General features: G+C 63.8%; 24 protein-coding genes. 5 read left to right on the top strand and 19 right to left on the bottom strand.

Annotated elements, in window-relative coordinates; genetic code table 11:
* Window positions 1–126 precede the first annotated feature (126 nt).
* A complete protein-coding gene (gene fsa, locus V6L75_RS05425; protein WP_050473346.1) occupies window positions 127–780 on the top strand; it encodes a fructose-6-phosphate aldolase in 654 nt (217 codons plus the stop codon).
* A 69-nt stretch (window positions 781–849) separates the two neighbouring features.
* Here the strand turns inward: fsa and maiA are convergent, their stop codons facing one another.
* The 3 genes from maiA to V6L75_RS05410 all read right to left on the bottom strand — a co-directional run bounded on the left by maiA (window position 850) and on the right by V6L75_RS05410 (window position 3,593).
* Window positions 850–1,500 (bottom strand): maleylacetoacetate isomerase, encoded by a 651-nt coding sequence (maiA, locus tag V6L75_RS05420; protein ID WP_334250508.1) that lies wholly within the window; start codon window positions 1,498–1,500, stop codon window positions 850–852.
* A 195-nt stretch (window positions 1,501–1,695) separates the two neighbouring features.
* Complete coding sequence (locus tag V6L75_RS05415; RefSeq protein ID WP_334250507.1) at window positions 1,696–2,925, bottom strand: alpha/beta hydrolase family protein; 1,230 nt, start codon at window positions 2,923–2,925, stop codon at window positions 1,696–1,698.
* A gap of 107 nt (window positions 2,926–3,032) precedes the next feature.
* Complete coding sequence (locus tag V6L75_RS05410; RefSeq protein ID WP_334250506.1) at window positions 3,033–3,593, bottom strand: helix-turn-helix domain-containing protein; 561 nt, start codon at window positions 3,591–3,593, stop codon at window positions 3,033–3,035.
* Between the two features lie 43 nt (window positions 3,594–3,636).
* Here V6L75_RS05410 and V6L75_RS05405 point away from each other — a divergent pair, with 43 nt between their 5' ends.
* Together V6L75_RS05405 and V6L75_RS05400 are read left to right on the top strand one after the other, a co-directional pair.
* Window positions 3,637–4,413, top strand: a complete 777-nt coding sequence (locus V6L75_RS05405) for an AzlC family ABC transporter permease (protein WP_334250505.1) — start codon at window positions 3,637–3,639, stop codon at window positions 4,411–4,413.
* Window positions 4,406–4,729: an AzlD domain-containing protein gene (locus V6L75_RS05400; protein WP_334250504.1), complete on the top strand. Its 324-nt coding sequence runs from the start codon at window positions 4,406–4,408 to the stop codon at window positions 4,727–4,729. The genes V6L75_RS05405 and V6L75_RS05400 overlap by 8 nt, the downstream gene beginning before the upstream one ends.
* A 75-nt stretch (window positions 4,730–4,804) precedes the next feature.
* Here V6L75_RS05400 and V6L75_RS05395 read toward each other — a convergent pair whose 3' ends face one another.
* Window positions 4,805–5,611: an undecaprenyl-diphosphate phosphatase gene (locus V6L75_RS05395; RefSeq protein WP_334250503.1), complete on the bottom strand. Its 807-nt coding sequence runs from the start codon at window positions 5,609–5,611 to the stop codon at window positions 4,805–4,807.
* A 181-nt stretch (window positions 5,612–5,792) separates the two neighbouring features.
* On the opposite strand from V6L75_RS05395, the gene V6L75_RS05390 reads away from it, so the two are divergent.
* Both V6L75_RS05390 and queG read left to right on the top strand, forming a co-directional pair.
* On the top strand, window positions 5,793–6,485 hold the full coding sequence (locus V6L75_RS05390; protein WP_334250502.1) for a glutathione S-transferase family protein: 693 nt from the start codon (window positions 5,793–5,795) through the stop codon (window positions 6,483–6,485).
* A 23-nt stretch (window positions 6,486–6,508) separates the two neighbouring features.
* Window positions 6,509–7,684 carry a tRNA epoxyqueuosine(34) reductase QueG gene (gene queG, locus V6L75_RS05385; protein ID WP_334250501.1) on the top strand — a complete coding sequence of 392 codons (1,176 nt, stop codon included), beginning with the start codon at window positions 6,509–6,511 and terminating at the stop codon, window positions 7,682–7,684.
* Between the two features lie 48 nt (window positions 7,685–7,732).
* Here queG and V6L75_RS05380 read toward each other — a convergent pair whose 3' ends face one another.
* From V6L75_RS05380 to rplU, 15 genes are all read right to left on the bottom strand, one after another.
* Window positions 7,733–8,284, bottom strand: a complete 552-nt coding sequence (locus V6L75_RS05380; RefSeq protein ID WP_334250500.1) for an RNA pyrophosphohydrolase — start codon at window positions 8,282–8,284, stop codon at window positions 7,733–7,735.
* A gap of 86 nt (window positions 8,285–8,370) precedes the next feature.
* The gene (locus tag V6L75_RS05375; RefSeq protein ID WP_334250499.1) at window positions 8,371–9,510 is read right to left on the bottom strand and encodes a divergent polysaccharide deacetylase family protein; all 1,140 of its coding nucleotides are present in this window, start codon (window positions 9,508–9,510) and stop codon (window positions 8,371–8,373) included.
* 128 nt (window positions 9,511–9,638) lie between these two features.
* Window positions 9,639–10,991, bottom strand: a complete 1,353-nt coding sequence (locus tag V6L75_RS05370; RefSeq protein WP_334250498.1) for a S41 family peptidase — start codon at window positions 10,989–10,991, stop codon at window positions 9,639–9,641.
* Window positions 10,988–12,292, bottom strand: a complete 1,305-nt coding sequence (locus V6L75_RS05365; RefSeq protein WP_425498705.1) for a murein hydrolase activator EnvC family protein — start codon at window positions 12,290–12,292, stop codon at window positions 10,988–10,990. Before V6L75_RS05365 ends, V6L75_RS05370 begins: the two co-directional genes overlap by 4 nt.
* A gap of 312 nt (window positions 12,293–12,604) precedes the next feature.
* Window positions 12,605–13,087, bottom strand: coding sequence for a 23S rRNA (pseudouridine(1915)-N(3))-methyltransferase RlmH (rlmH, locus tag V6L75_RS05360; protein ID WP_334250495.1), 483 nt, complete (start codon window positions 13,085–13,087; stop codon window positions 12,605–12,607).
* Between the two features lie 89 nt (window positions 13,088–13,176).
* Window positions 13,177–13,575 carry a ribosome silencing factor gene (gene rsfS, locus V6L75_RS05355; RefSeq protein WP_081625965.1) on the bottom strand — a complete coding sequence of 133 codons (399 nt, stop codon included), beginning with the start codon at window positions 13,573–13,575 and terminating at the stop codon, window positions 13,177–13,179.
* A gap of 174 nt (window positions 13,576–13,749) precedes the next feature.
* On the bottom strand, window positions 13,750–14,394 hold the full coding sequence (locus V6L75_RS05350) for a nicotinate-nucleotide adenylyltransferase (RefSeq protein ID WP_334250494.1): 645 nt from the start codon (window positions 14,392–14,394) through the stop codon (window positions 13,750–13,752).
* 12 nt (window positions 14,395–14,406) lie between these two features.
* Window positions 14,407–15,687, bottom strand: a complete 1,281-nt coding sequence (locus V6L75_RS05345) for a glutamate-5-semialdehyde dehydrogenase (protein ID WP_334250493.1) — start codon at window positions 15,685–15,687, stop codon at window positions 14,407–14,409.
* 10 nt (window positions 15,688–15,697) lie between these two features.
* Entirely contained in the window at window positions 15,698–16,849 is a 1,152-nt protein-coding gene (gene proB, locus V6L75_RS05340) for a glutamate 5-kinase (protein ID WP_334250492.1), read from the bottom strand.
* The gene (gene obgE, locus V6L75_RS05335) at window positions 16,837–17,883 is read right to left on the bottom strand and encodes a GTPase ObgE (RefSeq protein ID WP_334250491.1); all 1,047 of its coding nucleotides are present in this window, start codon (window positions 17,881–17,883) and stop codon (window positions 16,837–16,839) included. The genes proB and obgE overlap by 13 nt, the downstream gene beginning before the upstream one ends.
* Window positions 17,884–17,910: 27 nt before the next feature.
* Window positions 17,911–18,477: a GNAT family N-acetyltransferase gene (locus V6L75_RS05330; protein WP_334250490.1), complete on the bottom strand. Its 567-nt coding sequence runs from the start codon at window positions 18,475–18,477 to the stop codon at window positions 17,911–17,913.
* Entirely contained in the window at window positions 18,477–19,046 is a 570-nt protein-coding gene (locus tag V6L75_RS05325; protein WP_334250489.1) for a GNAT family N-acetyltransferase, read from the bottom strand. The genes V6L75_RS05330 and V6L75_RS05325 overlap by 1 nt, the downstream gene beginning before the upstream one ends.
* Entirely contained in the window at window positions 19,043–19,648 is a 606-nt protein-coding gene (locus V6L75_RS05320; RefSeq protein ID WP_334250488.1) for a GNAT family N-acetyltransferase, read from the bottom strand. The genes V6L75_RS05325 and V6L75_RS05320 overlap by 4 nt, the downstream gene beginning before the upstream one ends.
* A gap of 122 nt (window positions 19,649–19,770) precedes the next feature.
* Window positions 19,771–20,040 (bottom strand): 50S ribosomal protein L27, encoded by a 270-nt coding sequence (gene rpmA / locus V6L75_RS05315; protein ID WP_019963644.1) that lies wholly within the window; start codon window positions 20,038–20,040, stop codon window positions 19,771–19,773.
* A gap of 50 nt (window positions 20,041–20,090) precedes the next feature.
* Window positions 20,091–20,465: a 50S ribosomal protein L21 gene (rplU, locus tag V6L75_RS05310; RefSeq protein WP_334250487.1), complete on the bottom strand. Its 375-nt coding sequence runs from the start codon at window positions 20,463–20,465 to the stop codon at window positions 20,091–20,093.
* Window positions 20,466–20,920: the final 455 nt, after the last annotated feature.

Genomic DNA, 20,920 nt, shown 5'->3' with positions numbered 1-20,920 from the left:
TCGGCGCAATCCTACGCTAAAGAGGCAGGGACGGGACAGACGCGCGGCATCCTCCATGGCCAGCGTCTCAACTCATGCCTGATTGCCCCAGAGGGCAAGCCGGGCGCAAGGGGAGTGGATACTCGCATGAAATTCTTTGTCGATACCGCAGACACCGCCGAGATTGCCGAGCTGGAATCCACCGGCCTGCTCGATGGCGTCACCACCAATCCGTCGCTCGTGATGAAGGCCGGCCGCCCGATGAAGGAGGTCATTGCCGAGATCTGCAAGATCACCAAGGGACCCGTGTCCGCCGAAGTGGCCGCCACCGACTATGAAGGCATGATGCGCGAAGCCAAGGTGCTGGCCGCCATTGCTGACAATGTCGTCATCAAGCTGCCGCTGACCATGGATGGCCTCAAGGCCTGCAAGGCGCTGACCTCTGCCGGTCACAAGACCAACGTCACCCTGTGCTTCTCGGCCACGCAGGCGCTGCTGGCTGCCAAGGCCGGCGCCACCTACATCTCGCCCTTCATCGGCCGTCTCGATGACATCAACATCGACGGCATGGAGCTGATCCGCGAGATCCGGGTGATCTACGACAACTACGGCTTCCAGACCGAAATCCTGGCGGCGTCGATCCGCACCATCAATCACGTCAAGGATTGCGCCATCGCCGGTGCCGACGTTGCCACCATTCCCCCGGCAACGCTGAAGGCGCTGGTCAAGCATCCGCTGACCGACAAGGGCCTCGAAACCTTCCTGGCCGACTGGGCCAAGACCGGCCAGTCGATCGCCTGATTGACCGGTTCACCGGTTTTCGAAGATGCACGGCGCCCCCCAGTGGGCGCCGTTTGCGTTTCTGGGGGGCTATTCCGCGTCGGGCTGATTCTGCGGGGCGGCAGCGATGAAGGCGGGGAGCTCCATGGCGGCGGCGTGGATGCGGGAAATCACCGGATAGGGGCTCATGTCCACGCCGAAGCGGCCGTTGTTGGCCACCTGCGCCACAAGGCAGAGATCGGCCATGGTCACCGCATCGCCGTGGCAGAAGCGGCCTGTTTCCGGGCTCTGCGCTAGGAGCGCCTCCAGCGGGCCGAAGGTCTCGGCGGCCCATGTGCGGAACCAGTCTGCGACAGCCGCATCATCAGCGCCGAAGCGGCTGCGCAGGGCGTTGAGGATGCGCAGGTTGTTCACCGGGTGGATGTCGCAGGCAATCATCTGCGACAGCATCCGCACCCGCGCCCGGCCCCTGGCATCCTCCGGCAGCAGCCGGGGCTCAGGCACCATTTCGTCCAGAAACTCGATGATGGCCAGCGACTGGCTCAGCACCGTGCCGTCGCTCCATTCCAGTGTGGGCACAAGTCCTTGCGGGTTGACGGCGAGGTATCCGGGCTCCCGGTGCTTGCCAAGGCGCAGGTGATGAAACACCGGCTCATAGGCAATGCCCTTCATCGCCAGCGCAATGCGCACCCGGAAGGACGTGGAACTGCGGAAATAGGTGTGAAGGACAACGCGTCCCATAAGCCCCTCCCAAGGCGGACTGGAAGTGCAATTGATTGCAAATGCAACTATATGCCGTCAAGTTGGAAAGGGGAAAATCCGCGCCGGGGGAGGGAACCGTTGTTTCGTTAAGGTCCGCTGCCACACCCAACAATGCCATGCGGCATTGTTGGGTGTGGCCAATCAGGCATTGGTCATTGTGCGGGGGAAACGCCCTTACAGCCCGTCGAACCAGGCCTTCCACTGCGGGGTGGCGCGGGCGAAGGTGCCGCGGTGGGTGGTGTTGCCGGTGGACACGGCCTCCACAGCCGGGTTTCCGGCGCCGATGGCCTGCTGATAGGTCATGGCCATGCGGCCGATGCCGGTGGTGATGGCTTCGTCCGTTTCGCCGTAATAGTTGCGCACCGGGGTCTTGTAGATCCAGCGGAAGACCTCGTTCTGCGCCGCAAGGCGGCCAAAGGCTGAAGCGGCGAAGAACTGGGTGTCGAAATACTCCGGCTTTAGCAGCTTGTGCAGGTCGCCCGGGATCGTGGACGGATCAATGGGCTCGCGCAGATAGGCCTTCTGCGCCACGTCATAATACTCCTCCGCGATCATCGAGCGGGCGAGGCCGGGCAGGCCGTAGTAGTGCTCGTAGGAGAAGGACGACAGGATGAACAGGCTGTTGACCCAATCCGCATCGAACTTGCGCGGAAAATTCAGGAAGCCGTTGAGGGCCGCGAAAATGTCGATTGGGGCGCTGGCGGTGGCAGCGGCCGTGACGGGAACACCGGCCTGTTCCAGCTTCTGCACCATTGCCATGGTGACATAGCCGCCCTGCGACCAGCCTGCGAGGAACAGCTTGCTGTCTTCCAGCTTCATGGCGTTGAGCACAGACCGGCTGGCAATAAGCATGTCATAGGTGGCCTGCTGGTGGCTGGCCTTGACCATGTAGCCTTCCGTCTCGGGCGAATCGCCGAGGCCGAAATAGTCCGCACCGATCAGCAGATAGCCCTGCCCGGCGAACTGGGCGATCATCAACTGGGTTTCCGGTGACTGATCCGGATAGGACGGCACCTGCTGCTTCAGGTAGACCGTGCCGTGCTGGTAGGACACGAGGGGGAAGCTGCTGCCTTCGATGTCCGGAACGGCGAGCAGGCCGGTGGCAACGGTCGGCTTGTTGCCGCGCTCCGGGATCACGGACGGATAGGTGACGCGGTAGAGCTTCACCGCATTGCGGGCCGGAGTGTAGGTCTCGGTGATACCGGCAAAGGCAGGCGTATCCTTGGTCAGGATTTCGTTCAGCTTGTCCACGTCCCAGCGGTCGAGATATTCGTAGGTCACGCCCTGTTCGACGGAGACAGGGGCGTTATCTGCGGCGTGAGCTGCGGGCGCCACGGCGAGAATGGCGGCGCAGAAGCTGGCGGCGGCCAGCAGATGGCGAAAAATCGAAAGCTGCCCTTGCACGGAAGGTCCCCTTCATGGCTGTGGCGCACCCCGCGCCAGATGGCCCGTTTTACCGGAAGGGAAGCGAAAAAAGCGTTAGGACCGGAAAACGTCGCGCAACCTTGACGTCAGGCGTGCTCCATCACCAGCAGCAGCACCGTTCCGGGCTCGAGGGCTTCGTAGAGATGGGCCGTATCGCCGGGGTAGGTGAAGTAATCGCCGGGCGAGAGTTCTTCGGTTCCCGTCTCCGGACCAACACGGGCACGCCCGGTTGCGACCACCACATGCTCCGTCGTGCCCGCAATATGGGCTGGAGAGCGGCGGGCGCGTCCGGGCTCGAGATCCATGCGGTAGATATCCCGCCGTACGCCGGTGCTGCCGGTGGACAGAAGCGTTGCGCGGAGGGCGGCTTCTTCCGAAAAAGTTGCGGGGCCTTCGCCCGCCCGTACCAGACGGGTGCTGCGCTCCGGCCGGTCGACAAGGCGGCTGAAGGGGATGTTGAGCGCGACCGCCAGCATCCACAGCGTCTCTATGCCTGGATTTCCGTTGCCCGCTTCCAGCTGTGACAGGGTGGACTTCGAAAGGCCCGCCCGCCGCGCCAGCTCGCTGAGGCTCAGTCCTGCCTTCTCCCGCTCGGTCTTGAGTGCGATGGAAATCCATTGCCGGAGGGCTTCGGCGGTGTCTGACATGCAGGGCCTTTGCGTCTTGTTGTCCGTTCTTGATGGCGAACGAATGTTCGCATTGACGAACGGTGTGGCTTTGTCCATTTTATCGCACATGCGGACGATATTTCAAACACTCACGCGCCGGGACTGGATGGACGTGCTGCTGGTCTGCGGCGCCGCCACCATTGCCGGTGTCTCCTTCGGGGCCATAGCCACGGGCGGCGGATTGCCGTTCTGGGTGCCTCTGGCCATGTCCACCATCGTCTTTGCCGGGGCCTCGCAATTTGCGGCCGTTGGCGTGGTGCTGGCGGGAGGCGGGCCGGTGGCTGCGGTTCTGGCCGGGCTGGTGCTCAACGCCCGGCATCTGCCCTTCGGCTTTTCGGTGGCAGGCCTGCTGCGCGGCGGGCTCTTGCAGAAACTGCTCGGATCGCACCTTCTCACGGACGAGGCGCTGGCCTTTTCGCTGAAGGACAGCAATCCGGAGCGCGCCCGTGCGCTTTACTGGGCCTGCGCCATCGGTCTCTACATCCTGTGGAACGTAGGGACATTCGCCGGGGCATTGCTCGGTCAGGCGGTGGGGGATGCCTCGGCGCTGGGCCTGGATGCGGCCTTTCCGGCTGTGCTGTTGGCGCTGGTTCTGCCTGCGCTGAAGGATGCCCGGCTGCGGCTGGCTGCGGGTCTGGGGGCGGCCATTGCCTTCGTACTGACGCCGGTTCTGCCCGCAGGTGTGCCGGTGCTGGCCGCACTCGGCGGGCTGATGGTGTTCGCCGTCTGGCCGCGTACGGCCGCACCAGCCCGTGAACTGTCAGGGCGTGAACTGTCTGGGGATTGCTCAAATGACTGAGAACCTGATGCCGATGGCCGCCATTCTGGCGCTTGCCGCTGGCACCTTTGCCTTCCGCGCCACGGGGCCTTTGCTGCATGGGCGGCTGGTGCTCTCAGGCAGCATGCAGCAGCTGTTTCAGGCTGCGGCTGTCGTCATGCTTGTGTCGCTGATGGCCAGTTCCGCCCTGCTGGACGGGGGCGCCTTTGCGGGCTGGGCGAGACCTGCAGGCGTGGCCGCCGGTCTCGGGCTTTATCTGCTGCGGGCGCCGTTCCCCGTCATCGTCATTGGCGCCGCTGCGGTGACAGCAGCCTTGCGGGCCTTCGGCATAGCCTGAGGCTTGAAACCAAGGCTTTTGATGCAGGCGCATCACGCCTTGAAATTGCTCAGGCGCCGCACGGGCTTGCGCCAGTTATCCGAAGAAATAAAGACCGGCAAAGCCGGCAAGCCCGACGCCAATGCGCCACCAGGCGAAAGGCGCAAAGCCATGGCGCGACACGAAGTCCAGCAGCTTGCGCACAACGAAAACGCCTGCGATGAAGGACGTGACAAAGCCGATGGCGATGACCGTTGCATCATCCATCGAGAGCGCGTCCCGGTTCTTGTAGAGGTCATAGGCAAAGGCGCCTGCCATGGTCGGCATGGCGAGGAAGAACGAGAACTCCGCGGCAGAGCGCTTGTCCGTGCCCATCAGCAGCGAGCCGACGATTGTGGCGCCCGAACGCGAGACGCCAGGCACCATGGCAAGACACTGGACAAAGCCGATGGCAAGGCACAGCGGCAGCGGAAAATCCATGGCGTTGTGATAGCGCGGCTTCAGGGGCAGCCGGTCGATCACCAGAAGCACGATGCCACCCAGCAAAAGGGTGGTGCAGATCAGCATCGGCGATTCAAACAGGACCGCCTTGATGAAACCATGCGCCAGCACACCGATGACAGCGGCCGGCAGGAAGGCCAGCAGGATCCCGGCGACAAAGCGCTGGGACCGGCGGTCATGCGGCAGCGTGGTGGCGATGGACCACAAACGGCCGAAATAGACACTGAGAATGGCCAGGATTGCACCAAGCTGGATCAGCACCTCGAAGGTGCGGCCCGTATTCTGGAAGCCCAGAAAATGCCCGAGGAGCAGAATATGGCCGGTGGAAGAGACCGGAATGAACTCGGTCAGGCCCTCGACGATACCCAGAATGAAGGCGCTGATGATCGTATCGCTTGTCATCGGAAATCAACTCCTGAAAAGACCTGTTGAGAGCCTATTGAATCCCGCAGCGGGGCATGATCTATGCGGGCGCGCTGGCTCGCGGGAAAAGAGGGCGGCAGCAAGAGGATGCTAACCATATCCTATTAGAGTTGTGGCGGGCGCTTGGGGGGCACCCGGCGCTGAAGGTCCAAATCACTGAATGCTCACGCTTTATCATCATCCGTTCTCGCCGTCTTCCCGTTTTGTGCGTCTCATCCTCGGTGAGTACGGCGCAAACTTCGAGATGCACACCATCAACCCCTGGGAGCGGCGCCGGGAATTCCTGATGCTCAATCCGGCCGGAACCGTGCCGGTTCTGATCGAGAACGGCGGTACGCCGGTCTGCGGTCCCTACGCCATCATGGAATATCTTGATGAAACGCGCGGCTACGCGATGGGCGACCGGCGGCTGATGCCGGACCATCCGGAACTGCGGGCAGAAACACGGCGTCTGGTGGAATGGGGCCTGCGCAAGTTCGATGACGAGGTGGCTGGCCATTTCGTCCGCGAGCGCATCTACAAGCAGGACATGCCCCGCTCTGTCGGGGGAGGCGAGCCCGATTCGGCCATTTTGCGTGTGGCGCGTGCCAATATTCACCATCACATGCGCTATTTCGGTTATCTTGCCGCCTCGCGCAAATGGCTGGGCGGCGACCGGTTGAGCTTTGCGGATTTCGCGCTCGCCGCCGAACTGTCCTGCGCCGATTATCTGGGCGAAGTGCCATGGGACACCGAGGAGAACGTCAAGGCCTGGTATGCGCGGGTGAAATCGCGCCCGAGCTTCCGTCCGCTGCTGAGCGAAAAGATGCTCGGCATGCCGCCATCGATGACCTACGCGGATCTGGACTTCTGACGCAGAGCCGCAACAGCCCTGCCGTGCCTTCGAGCCCCGTGCTTCCGGCAAAGGCACTGGACCGCCTTTGCAGCCAGCTCAGGGAGAAGGCCGCTCAGCTGGGCTTTGATGATCTCGCCATCACCCGGCCCGATGCCATCCCGCAGGCCCCGCAGCGGCTGGCGCAGTTTCTCGCCGATGGCCATCACGGCTCCATGGGCTGGATGGAAGAAACGGCGGACCGGCGTGCCAGCCCCAGCGTGCTGTGGCCGGAGGTGCGCTCCGTCATCATGCTGGCCATGAACTATGGCCCTGCCGGGGATGCGCTGGAGAACCTTGCTCATCCGGACCGGGGCAACATTTCCGTCTACGCCCGCCACCGGGATTATCACGATGTCATCAAGGGCAAGCTGAAGGAGCTGGCAAGTTTTCTCGTCTCCCGCGCAGGCGGCGGCGATGTGAAGGTCTTCGTCGATACGGCCCCGGTCATGGAAAAACCGCTGGCGCAGGCTGCGGGCCTCGGCTGGCAGGGCAAGCACACCAATCTGGTGTCGCGGAAGCTCGGCTCCTGGTTCTTTCTCGCCAGCATCTTCACCACCCTGGATCTGGCTGCGGCAGAGTCGGAGCGGGACCATTGCGGCTCCTGCCGGGCCTGCCTCTCCGCCTGTCCGACAGGCGCCTTCCCGCAGCCCTACCGGCTCGATGCCCGCCGTTGCATTTCCTATCTGACCATCGAGCACGCCGGACCCATCCCGGCAGAATTCCGTGAACCCATGGGCAACCGCATCTATGGCTGCGATGATTGCCTGGCCGCCTGCCCCTGGAACAAGTTTGCCGTGGAGGCCCGCGAAGCCAAGCTGCAGGCGCGGGAGGATCTGGAGGCGCCGCCGCTGGCCAAGCTCTTGAGGCTGGATGATCCAACCTTCCGCCAGCTCTTTTCCGGCTCGCCGGTGAAGCGTATCGGCCGGGACCGCTTCATCCGCAACTGCCTGATCGCAGCTGGCAACAGCGCAGACGCTGCCCACCTGCCGCAGATCATGACGCTGCTGGACGACCCCGTCGCCGTGGTGCGCGGTGCGGCCGTCTGGGCCTTGTCGCGGCTGCTGGCGCCTGAGGCGTTTGAGGCATTGGCAGAGGATCGGCTCACCCAGGAAGCAGACGCAGATGTGCGCCGCGAATGGCAGGCTGTAAAGGCTAAGGCGGCATCGGAGGCAAGGTAAAGCCAGGCGCTGCAGGCCCGGACATCATGAATGCGCCCTGGAGCAGGATCAGAGCCCCGGCACCAGCCTTGTGAAGGTCTCGACCACCTGCTGATAGACCTGCCGCTTGAAGGGAACAATCAACCCGGGAAGCTTTGCCGCTTCTTCCCAGCGCCAGCCATCAAATTCCTGCGAATGGCCCTTGGGCGGAGTGAGGATATTGATCTCGCTGTCCTCGCCTTCAAAGCGCAGTGCGTACCATTTCTGAGCTTGCCCGCGGTATTTGCCATGGCGGGAGCTGGCAAGAACTTCTGGCGGGTAGTCGTAGGTGAACCAGCCAGGGGCTTCGGCAATCAGAGAGGCGGAGCGGACGGAGGTTTCCTCATGGAGTTCGCGGAAAGCGGCAGCCAGCGGGTCCTCACCTGGATCAATGCCGCCCTGCGGCATCTGCCAGGCGTATTCTGCCTCGATCTTGCGCCCCTTGTGGGCAGCCTTGGGATCGTACCGGTGACCGGCCCAGACGCGGCCTTCCCGGTTGACAAGCATGATGCCCACACAGGGGCGGTAGGGCAGCTGGCCGGGTGCACCCGCACCCGGAAAATCATGCAAGGCCTTGCTCACGTCCTACTCCACTTAGCGTCAGCCTGGTCAGACTATCACAAAACCGCAGACTGCCATCCGCTGAAACACGGAGGGCCTTTCCGGTATCAGCCTTGCGGTGCCCTGTCGATGGTGGCGCTGACGGGAACGAGCTGCAAGCCGCGCCGCTCCAGATCTGCCGCCCATTCCTGCAGCGTCTTGATGGTAACGGGCAGGGCCGTGCCTGATGCAACAGCCACGCCGCGGGCCCGGGCGAGAGCCTCCAGCTGCAGAAGCTGACCGTTGATTTCCTCGGCCCGCGGGACACTGTCCAGAACAATATCGACCCGGCTGAAGGGCGTACGGGCCGCAGAGGCCGCTACCGGTGCCACTGTGCGGGAGGAAGAGCCATCGTCCACATACATCAGGCCGCGCTGGGTGATCTGGTCCAGCAGGAACTGCATCGAAGGCTCGGTTGCGGTGAAGCGGCCTCCTTGCGTGTTGATCACTCCGGCATAGTTGGTTGTCCGGGACAAAAGCCAGCTCAGCCGGTCGAGGAACTCGGGGCTGCGCAAGCTCACCAGCAGCGTATGCGGGCCGGGATCATTGTCTGGATAGTCGAAGGGCTCCAGCGGCAGCTGCATCAGCAGCTCGTGGCCTGCTGCCCGGGCCTGCTTCATCCAGCGGTCCGGCGAGGCGGCATAGGGGGCAATGGCCAGCGTCACGTCTGGCGGCAGGCTCTTCAAGGCATTCTCGCTGCCCGCCTCCGACAGACCGATCCCGCCGATGACGACAGCAATCCTCGGCGCGGAAATCAGCTCACCCGACAGAGGTCTGGCATAAAGGTCCAGCGGGCGGATGCCATCGCCGCCGAGTTTGGGCAAGTAGCCATATTCGACACGCTCGGTGACACGCTGGTCCGGGGTTGCCGACAAGCCCTCGCCGGTCCGGGCCGGCTGATTGGCTACGTCGTCAAAGCGGGGCCCCAAAGTGGCAAGCTCTTTGCCTGTACCGTCATCCTGCTCGGGACCCAGATCCTGCTGCACACTCAAAGCGGCGATGTCGCGGGCGGCAAGGCCCTCAACGGTACGTTCCAGCGGCAATACGGCGGTGGGCTCACCGCCGAGCGGATCGTCGACGACGCCCATCCACAGCAGTCCGGTGGTGATGACCACCGTAACTAGGCCCATGCCAATGAGCCCGAACGGCAAACGGATCAGTTTCCGTTTGCCCATGCCCAAAGGCGCTGTGAGGTCCTTCGCCGCCATGACGCTCCAAATTTTCCTGCGCCGCCTTCCTGGTGAGGGAATGCGGCGCTTGCTGCTGGTTCAGATGCCACGTTGCTCCGGCGGGCCTACAAGCGACGAAACAGCCTGCCGGAGGTAACGCGTCCGGATCAGTTCGGAACCGCAGCCTTCTGCTGCTCTGCCGAAGGCGGGAAGGCGCTGTTCGCCTGCACGCCGCGCAGAAGATCCAGTGCAAGGTTCAGCTGCTTGTCATCCTTCGGGTCCGCCGGAACATAAGCCTGGCTGCCAGACTCTTCCTTCACATCTTCACCCTCTGGCTTTTCAGAAGAAAGATGTCCGCGCAGGCCGGCCTCACCGGTGGTCTCGGCGCGGCCCTTCATGTCTTCCGGCAGATCCTGCAGGGTGACGATGTCCGGCTCAATGCCCTTGGCCTGGATCGAAGTGCCCGAGGGGGTGTAGTAGCGTGCCGTGGTCAGACGGATTGCACCGTTCGCGCCGAGCGGAATGATGGTCTGCACGGAGCCCTTGCCGAAGGACCGGGTGCCGAGCACGGTGGCGCGGCGGTGATCCTGCAGCGCACCGGCCACGATTTCCGAGGCCGAGGCGGAGCCGCCATTCACCAGAACGATGACCGGCTTGCTGCGCGTCAGATCTCCGGCACGGGCATTGTAGCGCTGGGTTTCCTCTGCGTTGCGGCCACGGGTCGACACGATCTCGCCACGGTCGAGGAATGCGTCGGAGACCGCAATCGCCTGATCGAGCAGGCCGCCCGGATTGTTGCGCAGATCGAGCACATAACCCTTCAGCTTGTCGTTGCCGATCTTGCTGGAGATTTCCTCGATGGCCTTCTGCAGCCCGTCATAGGTCTGTTCGTTGAACTGGGTGACGCGGATGTAGCCGACGTCGCCCTCTTCACGCCAGCGGACGGAACGGATGCGGATGGTGTCGCGGGTCAGCGTCACGTCGAAAGGCTCGGCGCGGCCTTCCCGGCGGATCGTCACCTTGATGTCGGTCTTGACCGGACCGCGCATCTTCTCGACCGCTTCGTTCAGGGTCAGGCCCTGCACCTGCTCGCCGTCGATCTGGACGATAAAGTCACCGGCCATCAGGCCAGCCTTGGCGGCCGGGGTGTCGTCGATGGGCGAAACGACCTTCACGAGGCCTTCCTCCATCGTCACCTCGATGCCGAGGCCGCCAAACTCACCGCGCGTCTGCACCTGCATGTCGCGGAAAGCCTTCGGCGGCATGTAGCTGGAATGAGGGTCGAGCGAGGTCAGCATGCCGTTGATGGCAGATTCGATCAGCTCGGCATCATCCGGCACCTCGACATAGTCCGAGCGCACCCGCTCGAACACATCGCCAAACAGGTTCAGCTGACGGTAGGTGTCCGAAGCTGCTGCGTTGGCCGCGCCGCTCAGGCGAATGGGCAGGTTTGAAAAGGTTGTGACCGCCACAGCGCCGATCAGTGCGCCGGTGAACAGCAGAGAAGCTTTCCGTATCATCCGCGAGCCTTTTCTTCCTCTGTGCTGGCCCACCAGGGGGTGGGGTCAATCGCACTGCCATCTTTTCTGAATTCAACATATAGGACCGGGCTGGTCGATCCCAAGCCGTAGGCCGAAGCACTCGCCCATTGGGTGGAGCCCATCACACCGACAGGCTCTCCGGCAAGAACAAACTGTCCCAGTTCGACGTCAATCCTGTCCATTCCGGCAAGCAGCACATGATAACCGTCGCCGGCGTTCAGGATCAAGAGTTGGCCGAAGGACCGGAAGGGGCCGGAATAGACCACCCAGCCATCGCCTGGGGCCGTCACCTGCGCACCCGGACGGGTGGCGAAGGTCTGACCCTCCGTCAGCCCGCCATAGTCGTCGCTCTGGCCGTAGTCCTTCACCAGACCGCCCGCAACTGGCCGTGCCAGCAGGCCTTTTGTGTCGGCAAACGCAACAGCCGGGCTCAGGCGGCCCGGGTCGAGAGGCGCGGTGCGCGATGGCTGCTGGCCGCTCTGGCGCAGCGCCGTGGCTGCTGCCGCAGCCTCTGCTGCCTTGCGCGCGCTCTCGATTTCTTTCTCCAGCGAGGCGATCAATTCCTTGAGAGAACCCGCTTTCGCGGCCAGCTCTTCCGCTTTCTGGCGCTCTGCCACCAGTTCGCCTGCCGTCTTTTCCCGCTCCTGCCGCTTGGCAGCCATCAACAGTTCCAGACGTGACTTTTCTTCCGCAAGCCGGGTGACGTCTGCCCGCAGCCGCTCTTTTTCCGCCACAATGCCGGATTTGAGACGGTTCAGTTCCTCAAGGTCGGACGCCAGTGCCTCCGCCTCGATGCGCAGGCCCGGCATCACTGCATTCAGCAATATGGCGCTGCGCACCGCAGAAAGGGCGTCGCTCGGCTGCACCACCAGCGCAGGCGGGGGACGCCGTCCGATCCGCTGCAGCGAGGCCAGGATTTCCGCCAAGGTGCCCCGGCGCTGCCAAAGCGAGGCGCGCACGGAGTCTTCATTGGCCGTCAGCCGCTCCAGCCGGCGCTCGGTATCGGCAATGTTGCCTTCCAGTCCCTTGATCCGTCCGGCCGTGCTCAGGATCGAATTGGTCAGGGATTCGCTATCCCGGTCGAGCGAGGCGATTTCCTGCTCGATTTCCTCCTGGCGCCCGGAGGACAGCTCGATATCCCGCGACAGGGCAGCCAGTTCCGCTTCGCGCTCCAGCTTGCGCTTGAGCACCTCTGCTGCGGGGCCGGAGACAGTGGCCTCCACAGTCGTGGCGGTCTGAGCTGCGGCAGGTTGCGGCAGGACTGAAATCAGCGCAAGCAAACCCGCCAGCGCCAGAGGGCGCCGTGACTGCAAAGCTCTGCTGCTTCCCGCCATTCGCAAGGGCTGCACCACGATAGTCCTGTCAGATGTGCCGGAGGCACCTGTCTTTGCATATCCTCCGCCCGGATTGATTCCTCCGGAGCAGACAGATACTTGAGACGAGGATGCGGCCTTGTCATTAACGAAGCGTTTACCGTCCCGCTCGCTCCACAGCGAAGAAACTAGAGCGCAAATGCGGCGGGATCCGGGCCGGAAAAGCTGGCGCAGATTATCATTTTGTCATCTTGCGCGAAGCTGAAAGGGAAACTGCGCTCAAACCCGGTGGTACGGGTGGCCGGACTGGATGGTCAGCGCCCGGTACACCTGCTCAGCCACCAGGATACGGACGATCTGATGCGGCCAGGTCATGGCACCAAATGCAAGCTTCAGGTCTGCCCGGGCCAGAAGGTCAGCCCCATGTCCGTCCGCCCCGCCGATGGCGAGCACGATTTCCGGGCAGCCTTCATCCATCCAGCCGCGCAGAACCTCTGCGAAGGCAGGGCTCGCCATCGTCTTGCCGGTTTCATCGAGGGCAATCAGTCTTGCACGCGGATGCAGGCCGGAGAGGAGCACCTGCGCCTCTTCCGCCTTGCGGTCCTCGCTGCGCTGGGCCCGGCTTTCCACCGTCTCGCTCACATCGACGGCGGTCACGCCAAGCGCACGGCCAGTCTTGCGGGCACGGTCGAGGTAGCGGTCCAGCAGCTCACGCTCGGGTCCGGCTTTCATGCGGCCAACAGCCGTGATCAGGTAGCGCATAGAATTCGTCCTCCCGGCGCTTCATGCCGGGAGCCCCAAGGGCCGTCAGGCCAGATGCCTTTCACGCACCTGGCCGGGCAAGCTTGGCCTTACTGCACGTCGTTCGCGTCGGCGGACCACATCTTCTCAAGATTGTAGAAGCCGCGGACTTCCGGACGGAAGACGTGGACAATCACGTCACCGGCGTCGATCAGCACCCAGTCACAGTGGGTCTGGCCTTCGATACGGGCATTGCCGAAGCCCAATTCCTTGATGTCACGCAGCAGGTGGTCGGCGATGGCGCCAACATGCCGGTGCGAACGCCCGGAGGCGATCACCATGAAATCGGCCAGCGAGCTTTTGCCCGCGATGTCGAGGGAGACGATCTCTTCCGCTTTCGAAGCGTCGAGACTGGAAAGGATCGCGTCGATCAGGTTGCCTTTGGGAGCTACGTCCAAAGACGGCTGAGTGGGAGAGGACACGTGTGCCTCTCCGGAGTGCAAGGTCATGCTCAGGTGTTTCGCCTTTCGCCACAGGTTGGATAGGGATGCCCGGGCATCCCCGTTTCGCACCACAAGGACGGCAGAGTTTCAGACCCTGGATCTGCCATCTGCCCCAAGAATAGTGCTTCATATCTGTCATTTTCAAGACACATGCTGTGTCAGTGTTAATTCTTTGCCGTCTCAGCGCGCTTCCTTCTGTGTGGCGCGCAGGGCTGTTGAGGAGACCGGATCCAGCGGCGCATGGAGAAACACCCAGTGCGGCGGCTTCATGGACAGCGCCAGCGGCGCATCCACTTCGGCCAGCCGGTAGCGGGCAAAGGCCCTTGCTGCCGGTGCATAGAGTGGTGACAGGGACGCGCCGGGCCGGTTGACCACGGCGACGGTGACCTGATTGAGAATGCCCCGCCAGTCCTGCCAGCGGTGGAAGCCTGCGAGATTGTCCGCCCCCATGATCCAGGCGAAGGAGAGATCCGGCCGCAGACCCTTCAGCCGGGCCAGCGTCTCAGCCGTATAGGCCGTGCGCAGCCGCGCTTCAATGGCCGTCACCTTCATGCGCGGATGGCGCGCGAGGGCCGCGGCCTGTTCCAGCCGCTGGCTCAGGGGCGCCAGATCCGAATGATCCTTCAGCGGGTTTCCGGGCGTCACCAGCCACCACACCTGATCCAGCTTCAGCCGGTTCAGTGCCGTTTCCGCCACAAGGCGGTGCCCGGAGTGCGCCGGATTGAACGAGCCGCCGAAAAGGCCGATCCGGTTGCCCGGTTCCGCGTGCGGCAGTCTGGTCCAGCTGGGATCGGCCTCGAACCGGCCGGTGGCGGATGATGTCACGTCATGGGTCCGTTACGGGCGAAGCTGGCCGTTGCCGTGCACGCGGTACTTGAAGGAGGTCAGCTGCTCGACACCCACAGGCCCGCGCGCATGCATGCGGCCCGTGGCAATGCCGATTTCCGCGCCCATGCCGAATTCGCCGCCATCGGCAAACTGGGTGGAGGCATTGTGCAGCACGATGGCCGAATCCACTTCTGCAAAGAAACGGCGTGCCGCCTCTTCATCCTCGGTCAGGATGCAGTCGGTGTGATGCGAGCCATAGGTCTCGATATGCTCGATCGCCTCATGCAGCCCGCCGACGATGCGCACGGAGAGGATCTTGTCGAGATACTCCGTCGTCCAGTCCTCGTCCGTTGCTGCAACCGTACCGGGGCATAGATGCTGCACCTCGGTGTCGCCGCGCACTTCGCAACCCTTGTCCTGCAGCGCGGTGATAATGCCCGGCAGCAGGTCATGGGCAACGGCGCGGTCCACCAGCAGCGTCTCCAGCGCACCGCAGATGCCGGTGCGGCGCAGCTTGGAATTGACGATGACATCCGTTGCCTTGGCCGGATCTGCTGCTTTGTCGAGGAAGATGTGCACGATGCCTTCCAGATGCGCGAAGACGGGCACGCGCGCGTCATTCTGCACCCGTGCGACAAGGCTCTTGCCGCCGCGCGGCACGATCACGTCCAGATTGCCGCCGAGGCCCTTCAGCATTTCGCCGACGGCATCGCGGTCTGCCACCGGCACCAGCTGGATGGCATCGCCCGGCAGGCCGGCAGCCTCCAGCCCCTTCTGCAGGGCAGCGTGAATGGCAAGGTTCGACTGCAGCGTGTCGGACCCGCCGCGCAGGATCACCGCATTGCCGGCCTTCAGGCACAGCGCGCCGGCATCCGCCGTCACGTTGGGGCGGCTTTCGTAGATGACGCCGATAACGCCGAGCGGGGTGCGCACGCGCTCGATCTTCAGCCCGTTGGGCCGCTCCCATGCAGACATGACGCTGCCAACCGGATCGGGCAGGGCGCCAATGGCGTCGAGCGCCTGGGCAATACCCTCGATCCGCTCCGCCGTCAGGGTGCCGCGGTCGAGGAACGAAGCCGTCTGGCCGTTGGCCGTCATGGTCTCCACATCGGCTGCATTGGCGGCAAGGATCGCGGGGGTTGCCTCACGCACGGCAGAGGCCATGGCGCGCAGGGCGCGGTTCTTCTGCTCCTCTGGGGCAAGGCTGAGCTTGCGGGCTGCGGCGCGGGCACGCTTGCCCAGCTCCGCCATCAGTGCCGTAATGCTGCTTGCTTCAACCTTGTCCTGCATCGGATGTTCCTCAGGCTTCTTTCTCGAACTGTGCATCATCCAGCGCCAGATCATCGCGGTGGATCATCTCGGCGCGGCCCGGATAGCCCACGATGGCTTCGATCTCGCGGCTGTTGCGGCCCGCTATCATGCGTGCCTCGGCCGCGTCATAGGCGATAAGGCCGCGCCCCAGCACCCGGCCTTCCTGGGAGAGGATCTTCACAGTATCCCCGCGCGAGAAGCCACCCGAAACATGAGTGACACCGGCGGGCAGCAGGCTCTTGCCGGACTTGAGCGCTGCAACGGCCCCTGCATCCAGCTGCACTTCGCCGCGCGGCTCCAGATGGCCGTTGATCCAGGCCTTGCGGGCCGTGGCAGGGGTGGAAGCGGCGAGGAACCACGTGCAGCGCACGCCTTCGTCAATGGCACGCAGCGGGTTCATGCGCTTGCCCGAGGCAATTGCCATCACCGTTCCGGCAGATGTTGCAATCTTGGCCGCATCGATCTTGGTCTTCATGCCGCCGCGTGACAGCTCCGATCCGGCACTGCCTGCCATCGCCTCGATTTCAGGCGTGATGCGCGGCACTTCCGGCAGGAACACCGCATCCGGATTGGTGGCCGGGGGAGCGGTGTAGAGCCCGTCGATATCCGACAGCAGCACGAGGCAGTCGGCGGTCGTCATGGTGGCCACGCGCGCAGCGAGCCGGTCATTGTCGCCATAGCGGATTTCCGAGGTGGCGACCGTGTCGTTCTCGTTGATGATCGGCACCGCCCCCATGCGCAGCAGGGTGCCGATCGTGGCGCGGGCGTTGAGATAGCGGCGGCGCTCTTCCGTGTCGCCCAGCGTCAGCAGAACCTGCCCCGCCTTCAGCCCCTTGCGGCCGAGGCACTCCGAATAGGCCTGCGCCAGCGCGATCTGGCCCACGGCCGCCGCCGCCTGGCTTTCTTCCAGCTTCAGCGGCCCGCGCGGCAGGCCAAGCACGCCGCGCCCCAGGGCGATGGAGCCGGAGGACACCACCAGCAGCTCGCAGCCCTTTTCCGCCAGCGCGGCAAGGTCATCGACAATGGCTTCCAGCCATTCGCGCCTCAGCTTGCCGTTTTCGACAAGCAGAGCCGAGCCGATTTTCACAACAATGCGCTTGAACTCGCCAAGCTGCCGGGTTGCCTGCTTCACGGACGCCATCCCTCTTCAGGACGGGAGGGAACCTCGTTTGCGGCGTCCTCCTTGTCCTTGTCGATTGCCCTGATGATCATGCGCAGTGCCGTGTCCACATTCTCGCGGCTGGCCGACGAGAGGATCAGCGGCTTGCGGCCGCAGGCTGCTTCCAGCGAGGCGGCCCGTTCGGCGCGCAGCTCCGGCGACAGCGCATCGGCCTTGGACATGGCGACGATTTCCGGCTTGTCTTCCAGCCCGTTGCCATAGGCCTCCAGTTCGCCGCGGACCACACGGTAGGCTTCAGCCGGATCTTCGACGCCCGAGCCATCAACCAGATGCAGCAGCACGCGGGTACGCTCGATATGGCCAAGGAAGCGGTCGCCAAGGCCCGTGCCTTCATGCGCGCCCTCGATGAGACCGGGAATATCGGCCAGCACGAAGCCGCGCCCGTCCAGCTCGACCACGCCGAGGTTCGGATGCAGGGTGGTGAAGGGGTAATCGGCGATCTTCGGCTTGGCCGCCGACACGGAGGCCAGGAACGTGGACTTGCCTGCGTTGGGCAGGCCGACGAGACCGGCATCGGCGATGAGTTTCAACCGCAGCCAGATCCACTTCTCGATGCCCTCAAGGCCCGGATTGGCATGGCGCGGCGCCTGATTGGTGGAAGACTTGAACTGGGCATTGCCAAAGCCGCCATTGCCGCCGCGCAGCAGCAGCAGGCGCTGGCCGGGCTCGGTCAGGTCGGCAATGACCGTCTCGTTGTCTTCTTCAAGGATCTCCGTGCCCACCGGCACGCGCAGCACCACATCACTGCCCTTGGCACCCGTGCGGTTGCGGCCCATGCCGTGGATGCCGGTTCCGGCCTTGAAATGCTGCTGGTAGCGGTAGTCGATGAGTGTGTTCAGGCCCTCGACGCATTCGACCCACACGTCGCCGCCGCGTCCGCCGTCGCCGCCATCGGGACCGCCGAACTCGATGAACTTCTCCCGCCGGAAGGAGACCGCACCGGCACCGCCATTGCCGGAGCGTACATAAATCTTGGCCTGGTCGAGGAACTTCATCTCATGTCCATTTCTGCTGCCCGCGCGTCAGGCATCACTAGATTCCAGAAAACGCGCGCGCTCAAGGCGTGTGCGGATTGAAGCCGCCGCCGTGCCGGTGGCAAGGCTGGCGCAGGTGCCGGTGCCCGTCTCGCGGAACCCCAGCCTGCGCAGCGCAGCCAGCGACGCGGCATTGCCCGTCATGACCTCTGCCTCCAGAGCCTCATGATCTGTGACGGCAAAGAACCAGCCAAGCGCAGCCTTCAGGGCTTCGCTCATCAGGCCCTGACCCCAGAAGGGGCGGCCAAGCCAATACCCGATCAGGGGGCTTGCGTGCAACTCGCGAAACGTGATTGCGCCAATGAAGGCATCATTCCGGTCAATGACCAGATTGATCACTGTCAGATCCGTGCCGTCCATCGCCGCCTGCAGCCAGGCTTGCGCATGCTCTGCCGTGTAGGGATGCGGCACCCGAGCCAGCGTGCGGGAGACTTCGATATCTCCCGCAAGCGTGACAAGATCAGCGGCATCTGCGGCACGTGCCGGTCGCAAGGTCAGCCGGGGTGTGGCGAGCGGCAGGCCCTGCCATTTGCCGGAGCTCTCCGCCGCGCCCATCAGGCTGCTGCCTTGCGCTGGCGGAAGGCCTTGCCATCCAGCCGCACGACGATGTTGCGCACCTTGCGGTCCAGTGCCCTTGCATAGCGCTCGGTGATGGCTTCCGGCTGGAAGCCGAGCTTTCGCAAGAGCGCCCGCGATGCGGCATTTTCCTCGAACACCCGCGCCGCGACAGCAGGGCAGCCATGGGCGGCAAAGGCCCAGTCGAGTGCCGCTTCCGCCGCTTCCCCGGCATAGCCGAAGCCCTGGAAGGGCCGGCCCAGCCAGTAGCCGATGGTCGGGCAACCGGCCGCTTCCGCCAGCTCGCCAGGTGCATCGATTGCCATGATGCCGATGAAGACACCGCCCAGCGTAATGGCGAAGACGGCGGCTTCCTCCACGGGGTCGCAGGTCATGGCCCGGGCCGTGAAAGCCTCGGCCGAGCCCTCTTCATAGGGCCAGGCCATGCTCGTCAGCCAGCGGACAACCTCGAATTCCTGCCCGCACAGGCGGGCGATGGCCTCCGAATCCTCCCCGCGCAAGGGGCGCAGGATGAGGCGGCGGGTGCGCAGTTCCGGCAAGCGGCTCATGACCGGCCTCCCCATTGCTTCAGCGAACGCCAGACGGAGCGCTCCAGCACGAAGCGCTCGATGGGCACATTGCCGCCAGCCCCCAGCGAGCGGGCCATGCCCTGATCGCGGTACTGGAAGCCGCTCTTGATCAGCACCCGGCGCGAAGCCGGATTGGTGACGCGGCAGCTGCCGTGCAGCTCATACATGTCACCGTTGCTGAAGGCATGATCGACCAGCCGGTGCAGCGCTTCTGTGGCAAAGCCGCAGCCCCAGAAGGGCTCGCCCAGCCAGTAACCGACCTGGATCGGACCGCCGGGTTCGGCAGCGGCATACTTCGCTTGGCCGATGAAACGGCCGGTGGCCTTCAGGCGGATGGCAAAGCTTGCGTAATGGGGAGTTGCCGTCTGGCTCTTCTGCACGAGCGCCCGCGCATCCTCCAGAGCGAAGGGATGGGGCATGGTGGCCAGATGCGAGGCAATCTTGCGGTTGTTGGCGAGAAATACAATGTCTGCCAGATCGTCCTTGCGCGGCGTATCGAGCCGGACACGGACCCCTTCCAGCGGCATCCGGGCCGCAACCAGACTGCTTTCGTCTAAGTATCCTTCACTCTCGACAACCATAACTTCCTCCGGTCAAAGAAAACGAAAAGGGGAGATGGCGTCCCATCTCCCCTTGAACTTTGACCGGTTCACCAGAACCGCCGGGTCGATCAGGACGCCGGCGAACATGGTTTCACTCGGCTTTACTCCGCTGCTACCGCTGCCGGCAGCACGTTAATGAAGGTTCGGCCGTTGGATTTGGCCTGGAATTCCACTTTGCCCTCTACGGTCGCAAAAATGGTGTGATCCTTGCCCATGCCAACGCCGTTGCCCGGGTGCCAGGTGGTACCGCGCTGACGTGCGATGATGTTGCCCGGAATCACGGCTTCGCCGCCGAACTTCTTGACGCCGAGGCGGCGGCCAGCGGAGTCGCGGCCGTTGCGGGATGAACCGCCTGCTTTTTTGTGTGCCATGACGAAACTCCTCGTCTTTCGCTGTTCAAGTTGCGCTGAGGTGGCGGCGATTACTCGCCAGCAGCTTCCTCAGCCTTTGCCTTCTTGGTGGTCTTCTTCGCCGGCTTTGCGTCGCCGGTGGAGATGGCCGTCACCTTGACCAGCGTATACGACTGACGGTGACCGTTGCGGCGCCGGGAATTCTGACGGCGGCGCTTCTTGAAAACGATGATCTTGCGGGTGCGGGCCTGATCGACCACTTCCGCAGTCACGGTGGCGCCAGCCACGAGCGGCGCGCCAACGGTGGTCTCGGAACCGTTGCCGACCATCAGGACCTCTTCAAAGGTCACGGTGGCGCCAGCTTCGGCGTCGAGCTTTTCGACCTTCAGGAGGTCGTCCTGTGCGACGGTGTACTGCTTACCGCCGGTCTTGATCACTGCGAACATGTCTTGCACGTCCTTTTTTTCGTTCTGTTGCCGTATCGCCCGCTCCCCTCCCGCCGGTCAAAACCACGCCGCAGGCCGCTTGGCCCATGCCGGGGTCTCTTGCTTTGGGAACAGCCAGCCCTGCGGAAAAACCGGCAGCAATGCTGGATGGCTAGGGGTTGGGAGACAGCACAATGCACAGAGCCTATTGGCCCCATTTCACTGAGCAAAGGCTGTATAACGCCGCGATCAAAGGAAAGTCAATCCACAACCCGCCGCAAACCGCCACTTTTCCTGGGCTGGCAAAGGGGGCAGCTGAGGTGCGGCGGCTTTTGTCATGGCCGTCAGGCGCAGCGCTGCCAGCATGCACCGTGTCGCCCCGGCCAAGCGCAGCGCGAGCCGGCAACTGTTTCATTGATGTCTGAATGTGGCGTTCTCCCGGAGCATGGCATTGAGGATTGTGAGGAGTTTGCGCG

Source organism: Pannonibacter anstelovis (assembly GCF_036881715.1).
GTDB classification, from domain to species: Bacteria; Pseudomonadota; Alphaproteobacteria; order Rhizobiales; family Stappiaceae; genus Pannonibacter; species Pannonibacter anstelovis.
The sequence above is the reverse complement of the archived record's forward strand: the minus strand, read 5'-3'. Positions and strand labels throughout refer to the sequence as shown.

What these genes read in the sequence shown, in the direction of transcription:
- fsa (WP_050473346.1), top strand. Translation starts at nt 127, where the DNA reads ATGAAATTCTTTGTCGATACCGCAGACACCGCCGAGATTGCCGAGCTG.
- maiA (WP_334250508.1), bottom strand. Translation starts at nt 1,500, where the DNA reads ATGGGACGCGTTGTCCTTCACACCTATTTCCGCAGTTCCACGTCCTTC.
- V6L75_RS05410 (WP_334250506.1), bottom strand. Translation starts at nt 3,593, where the DNA reads ATGTCAGACACCGCCGAAGCCCTCCGGCAATGGATTTCCATCGCACTC.
- V6L75_RS05405 (WP_334250505.1), top strand. Translation starts at nt 3,637, where the DNA reads ATGTTCGCATTGACGAACGGTGTGGCTTTGTCCATTTTATCGCACATG.
- V6L75_RS05400 (WP_334250504.1), top strand. Translation starts at nt 4,406, where the DNA reads ATGACTGAGAACCTGATGCCGATGGCCGCCATTCTGGCGCTTGCCGCT.
- V6L75_RS05395 (WP_334250503.1), bottom strand. Translation starts at nt 5,611, where the DNA reads ATGACAAGCGATACGATCATCAGCGCCTTCATTCTGGGTATCGTCGAG.
- V6L75_RS05390 (WP_334250502.1), top strand. Translation starts at nt 5,793, where the DNA reads ATGCTCACGCTTTATCATCATCCGTTCTCGCCGTCTTCCCGTTTTGTG.
- V6L75_RS05375 (WP_334250499.1), bottom strand. Translation starts at nt 9,510, where the DNA reads ATGGCGGCGAAGGACCTCACAGCGCCTTTGGGCATGGGCAAACGGAAA.
- V6L75_RS05370 (WP_334250498.1), bottom strand. Translation starts at nt 10,991, where the DNA reads ATGATACGGAAAGCTTCTCTGCTGTTCACCGGCGCACTGATCGGCGCT.
- rlmH (WP_334250495.1), bottom strand. Translation starts at nt 13,087, where the DNA reads ATGCGCTACCTGATCACGGCTGTTGGCCGCATGAAAGCCGGACCCGAG.
- rsfS (WP_081625965.1), bottom strand. Translation starts at nt 13,575, where the DNA reads ATGACCTTGCACTCCGGAGAGGCACACGTGTCCTCTCCCACTCAGCCG.
- V6L75_RS05345 (WP_334250493.1), bottom strand. Translation starts at nt 15,687, where the DNA reads ATGCAGGACAAGGTTGAAGCAAGCAGCATTACGGCACTGATGGCGGAG.
- proB (WP_334250492.1), bottom strand. Translation starts at nt 16,849, where the DNA reads ATGGCGTCCGTGAAGCAGGCAACCCGGCAGCTTGGCGAGTTCAAGCGC.
- obgE (WP_334250491.1), bottom strand. Translation starts at nt 17,883, where the DNA reads ATGAAGTTCCTCGACCAGGCCAAGATTTATGTACGCTCCGGCAATGGC.
- V6L75_RS05330 (WP_334250490.1), bottom strand. Translation starts at nt 18,477, where the DNA reads ATGGGCGCGGCGGAGAGCTCCGGCAAATGGCAGGGCCTGCCGCTCGCC.
- V6L75_RS05325 (WP_334250489.1), bottom strand. Translation starts at nt 19,046, where the DNA reads ATGAGCCGCTTGCCGGAACTGCGCACCCGCCGCCTCATCCTGCGCCCC.
- V6L75_RS05320 (WP_334250488.1), bottom strand. Translation starts at nt 19,648, where the DNA reads ATGGTTGTCGAGAGTGAAGGATACTTAGACGAAAGCAGTCTGGTTGCG.
- rpmA (WP_019963644.1), bottom strand. Translation starts at nt 20,040, where the DNA reads ATGGCACACAAAAAAGCAGGCGGTTCATCCCGCAACGGCCGCGACTCC.
- rplU (WP_334250487.1), bottom strand. Translation starts at nt 20,465, where the DNA reads ATGTTCGCAGTGATCAAGACCGGCGGTAAGCAGTACACCGTCGCACAG.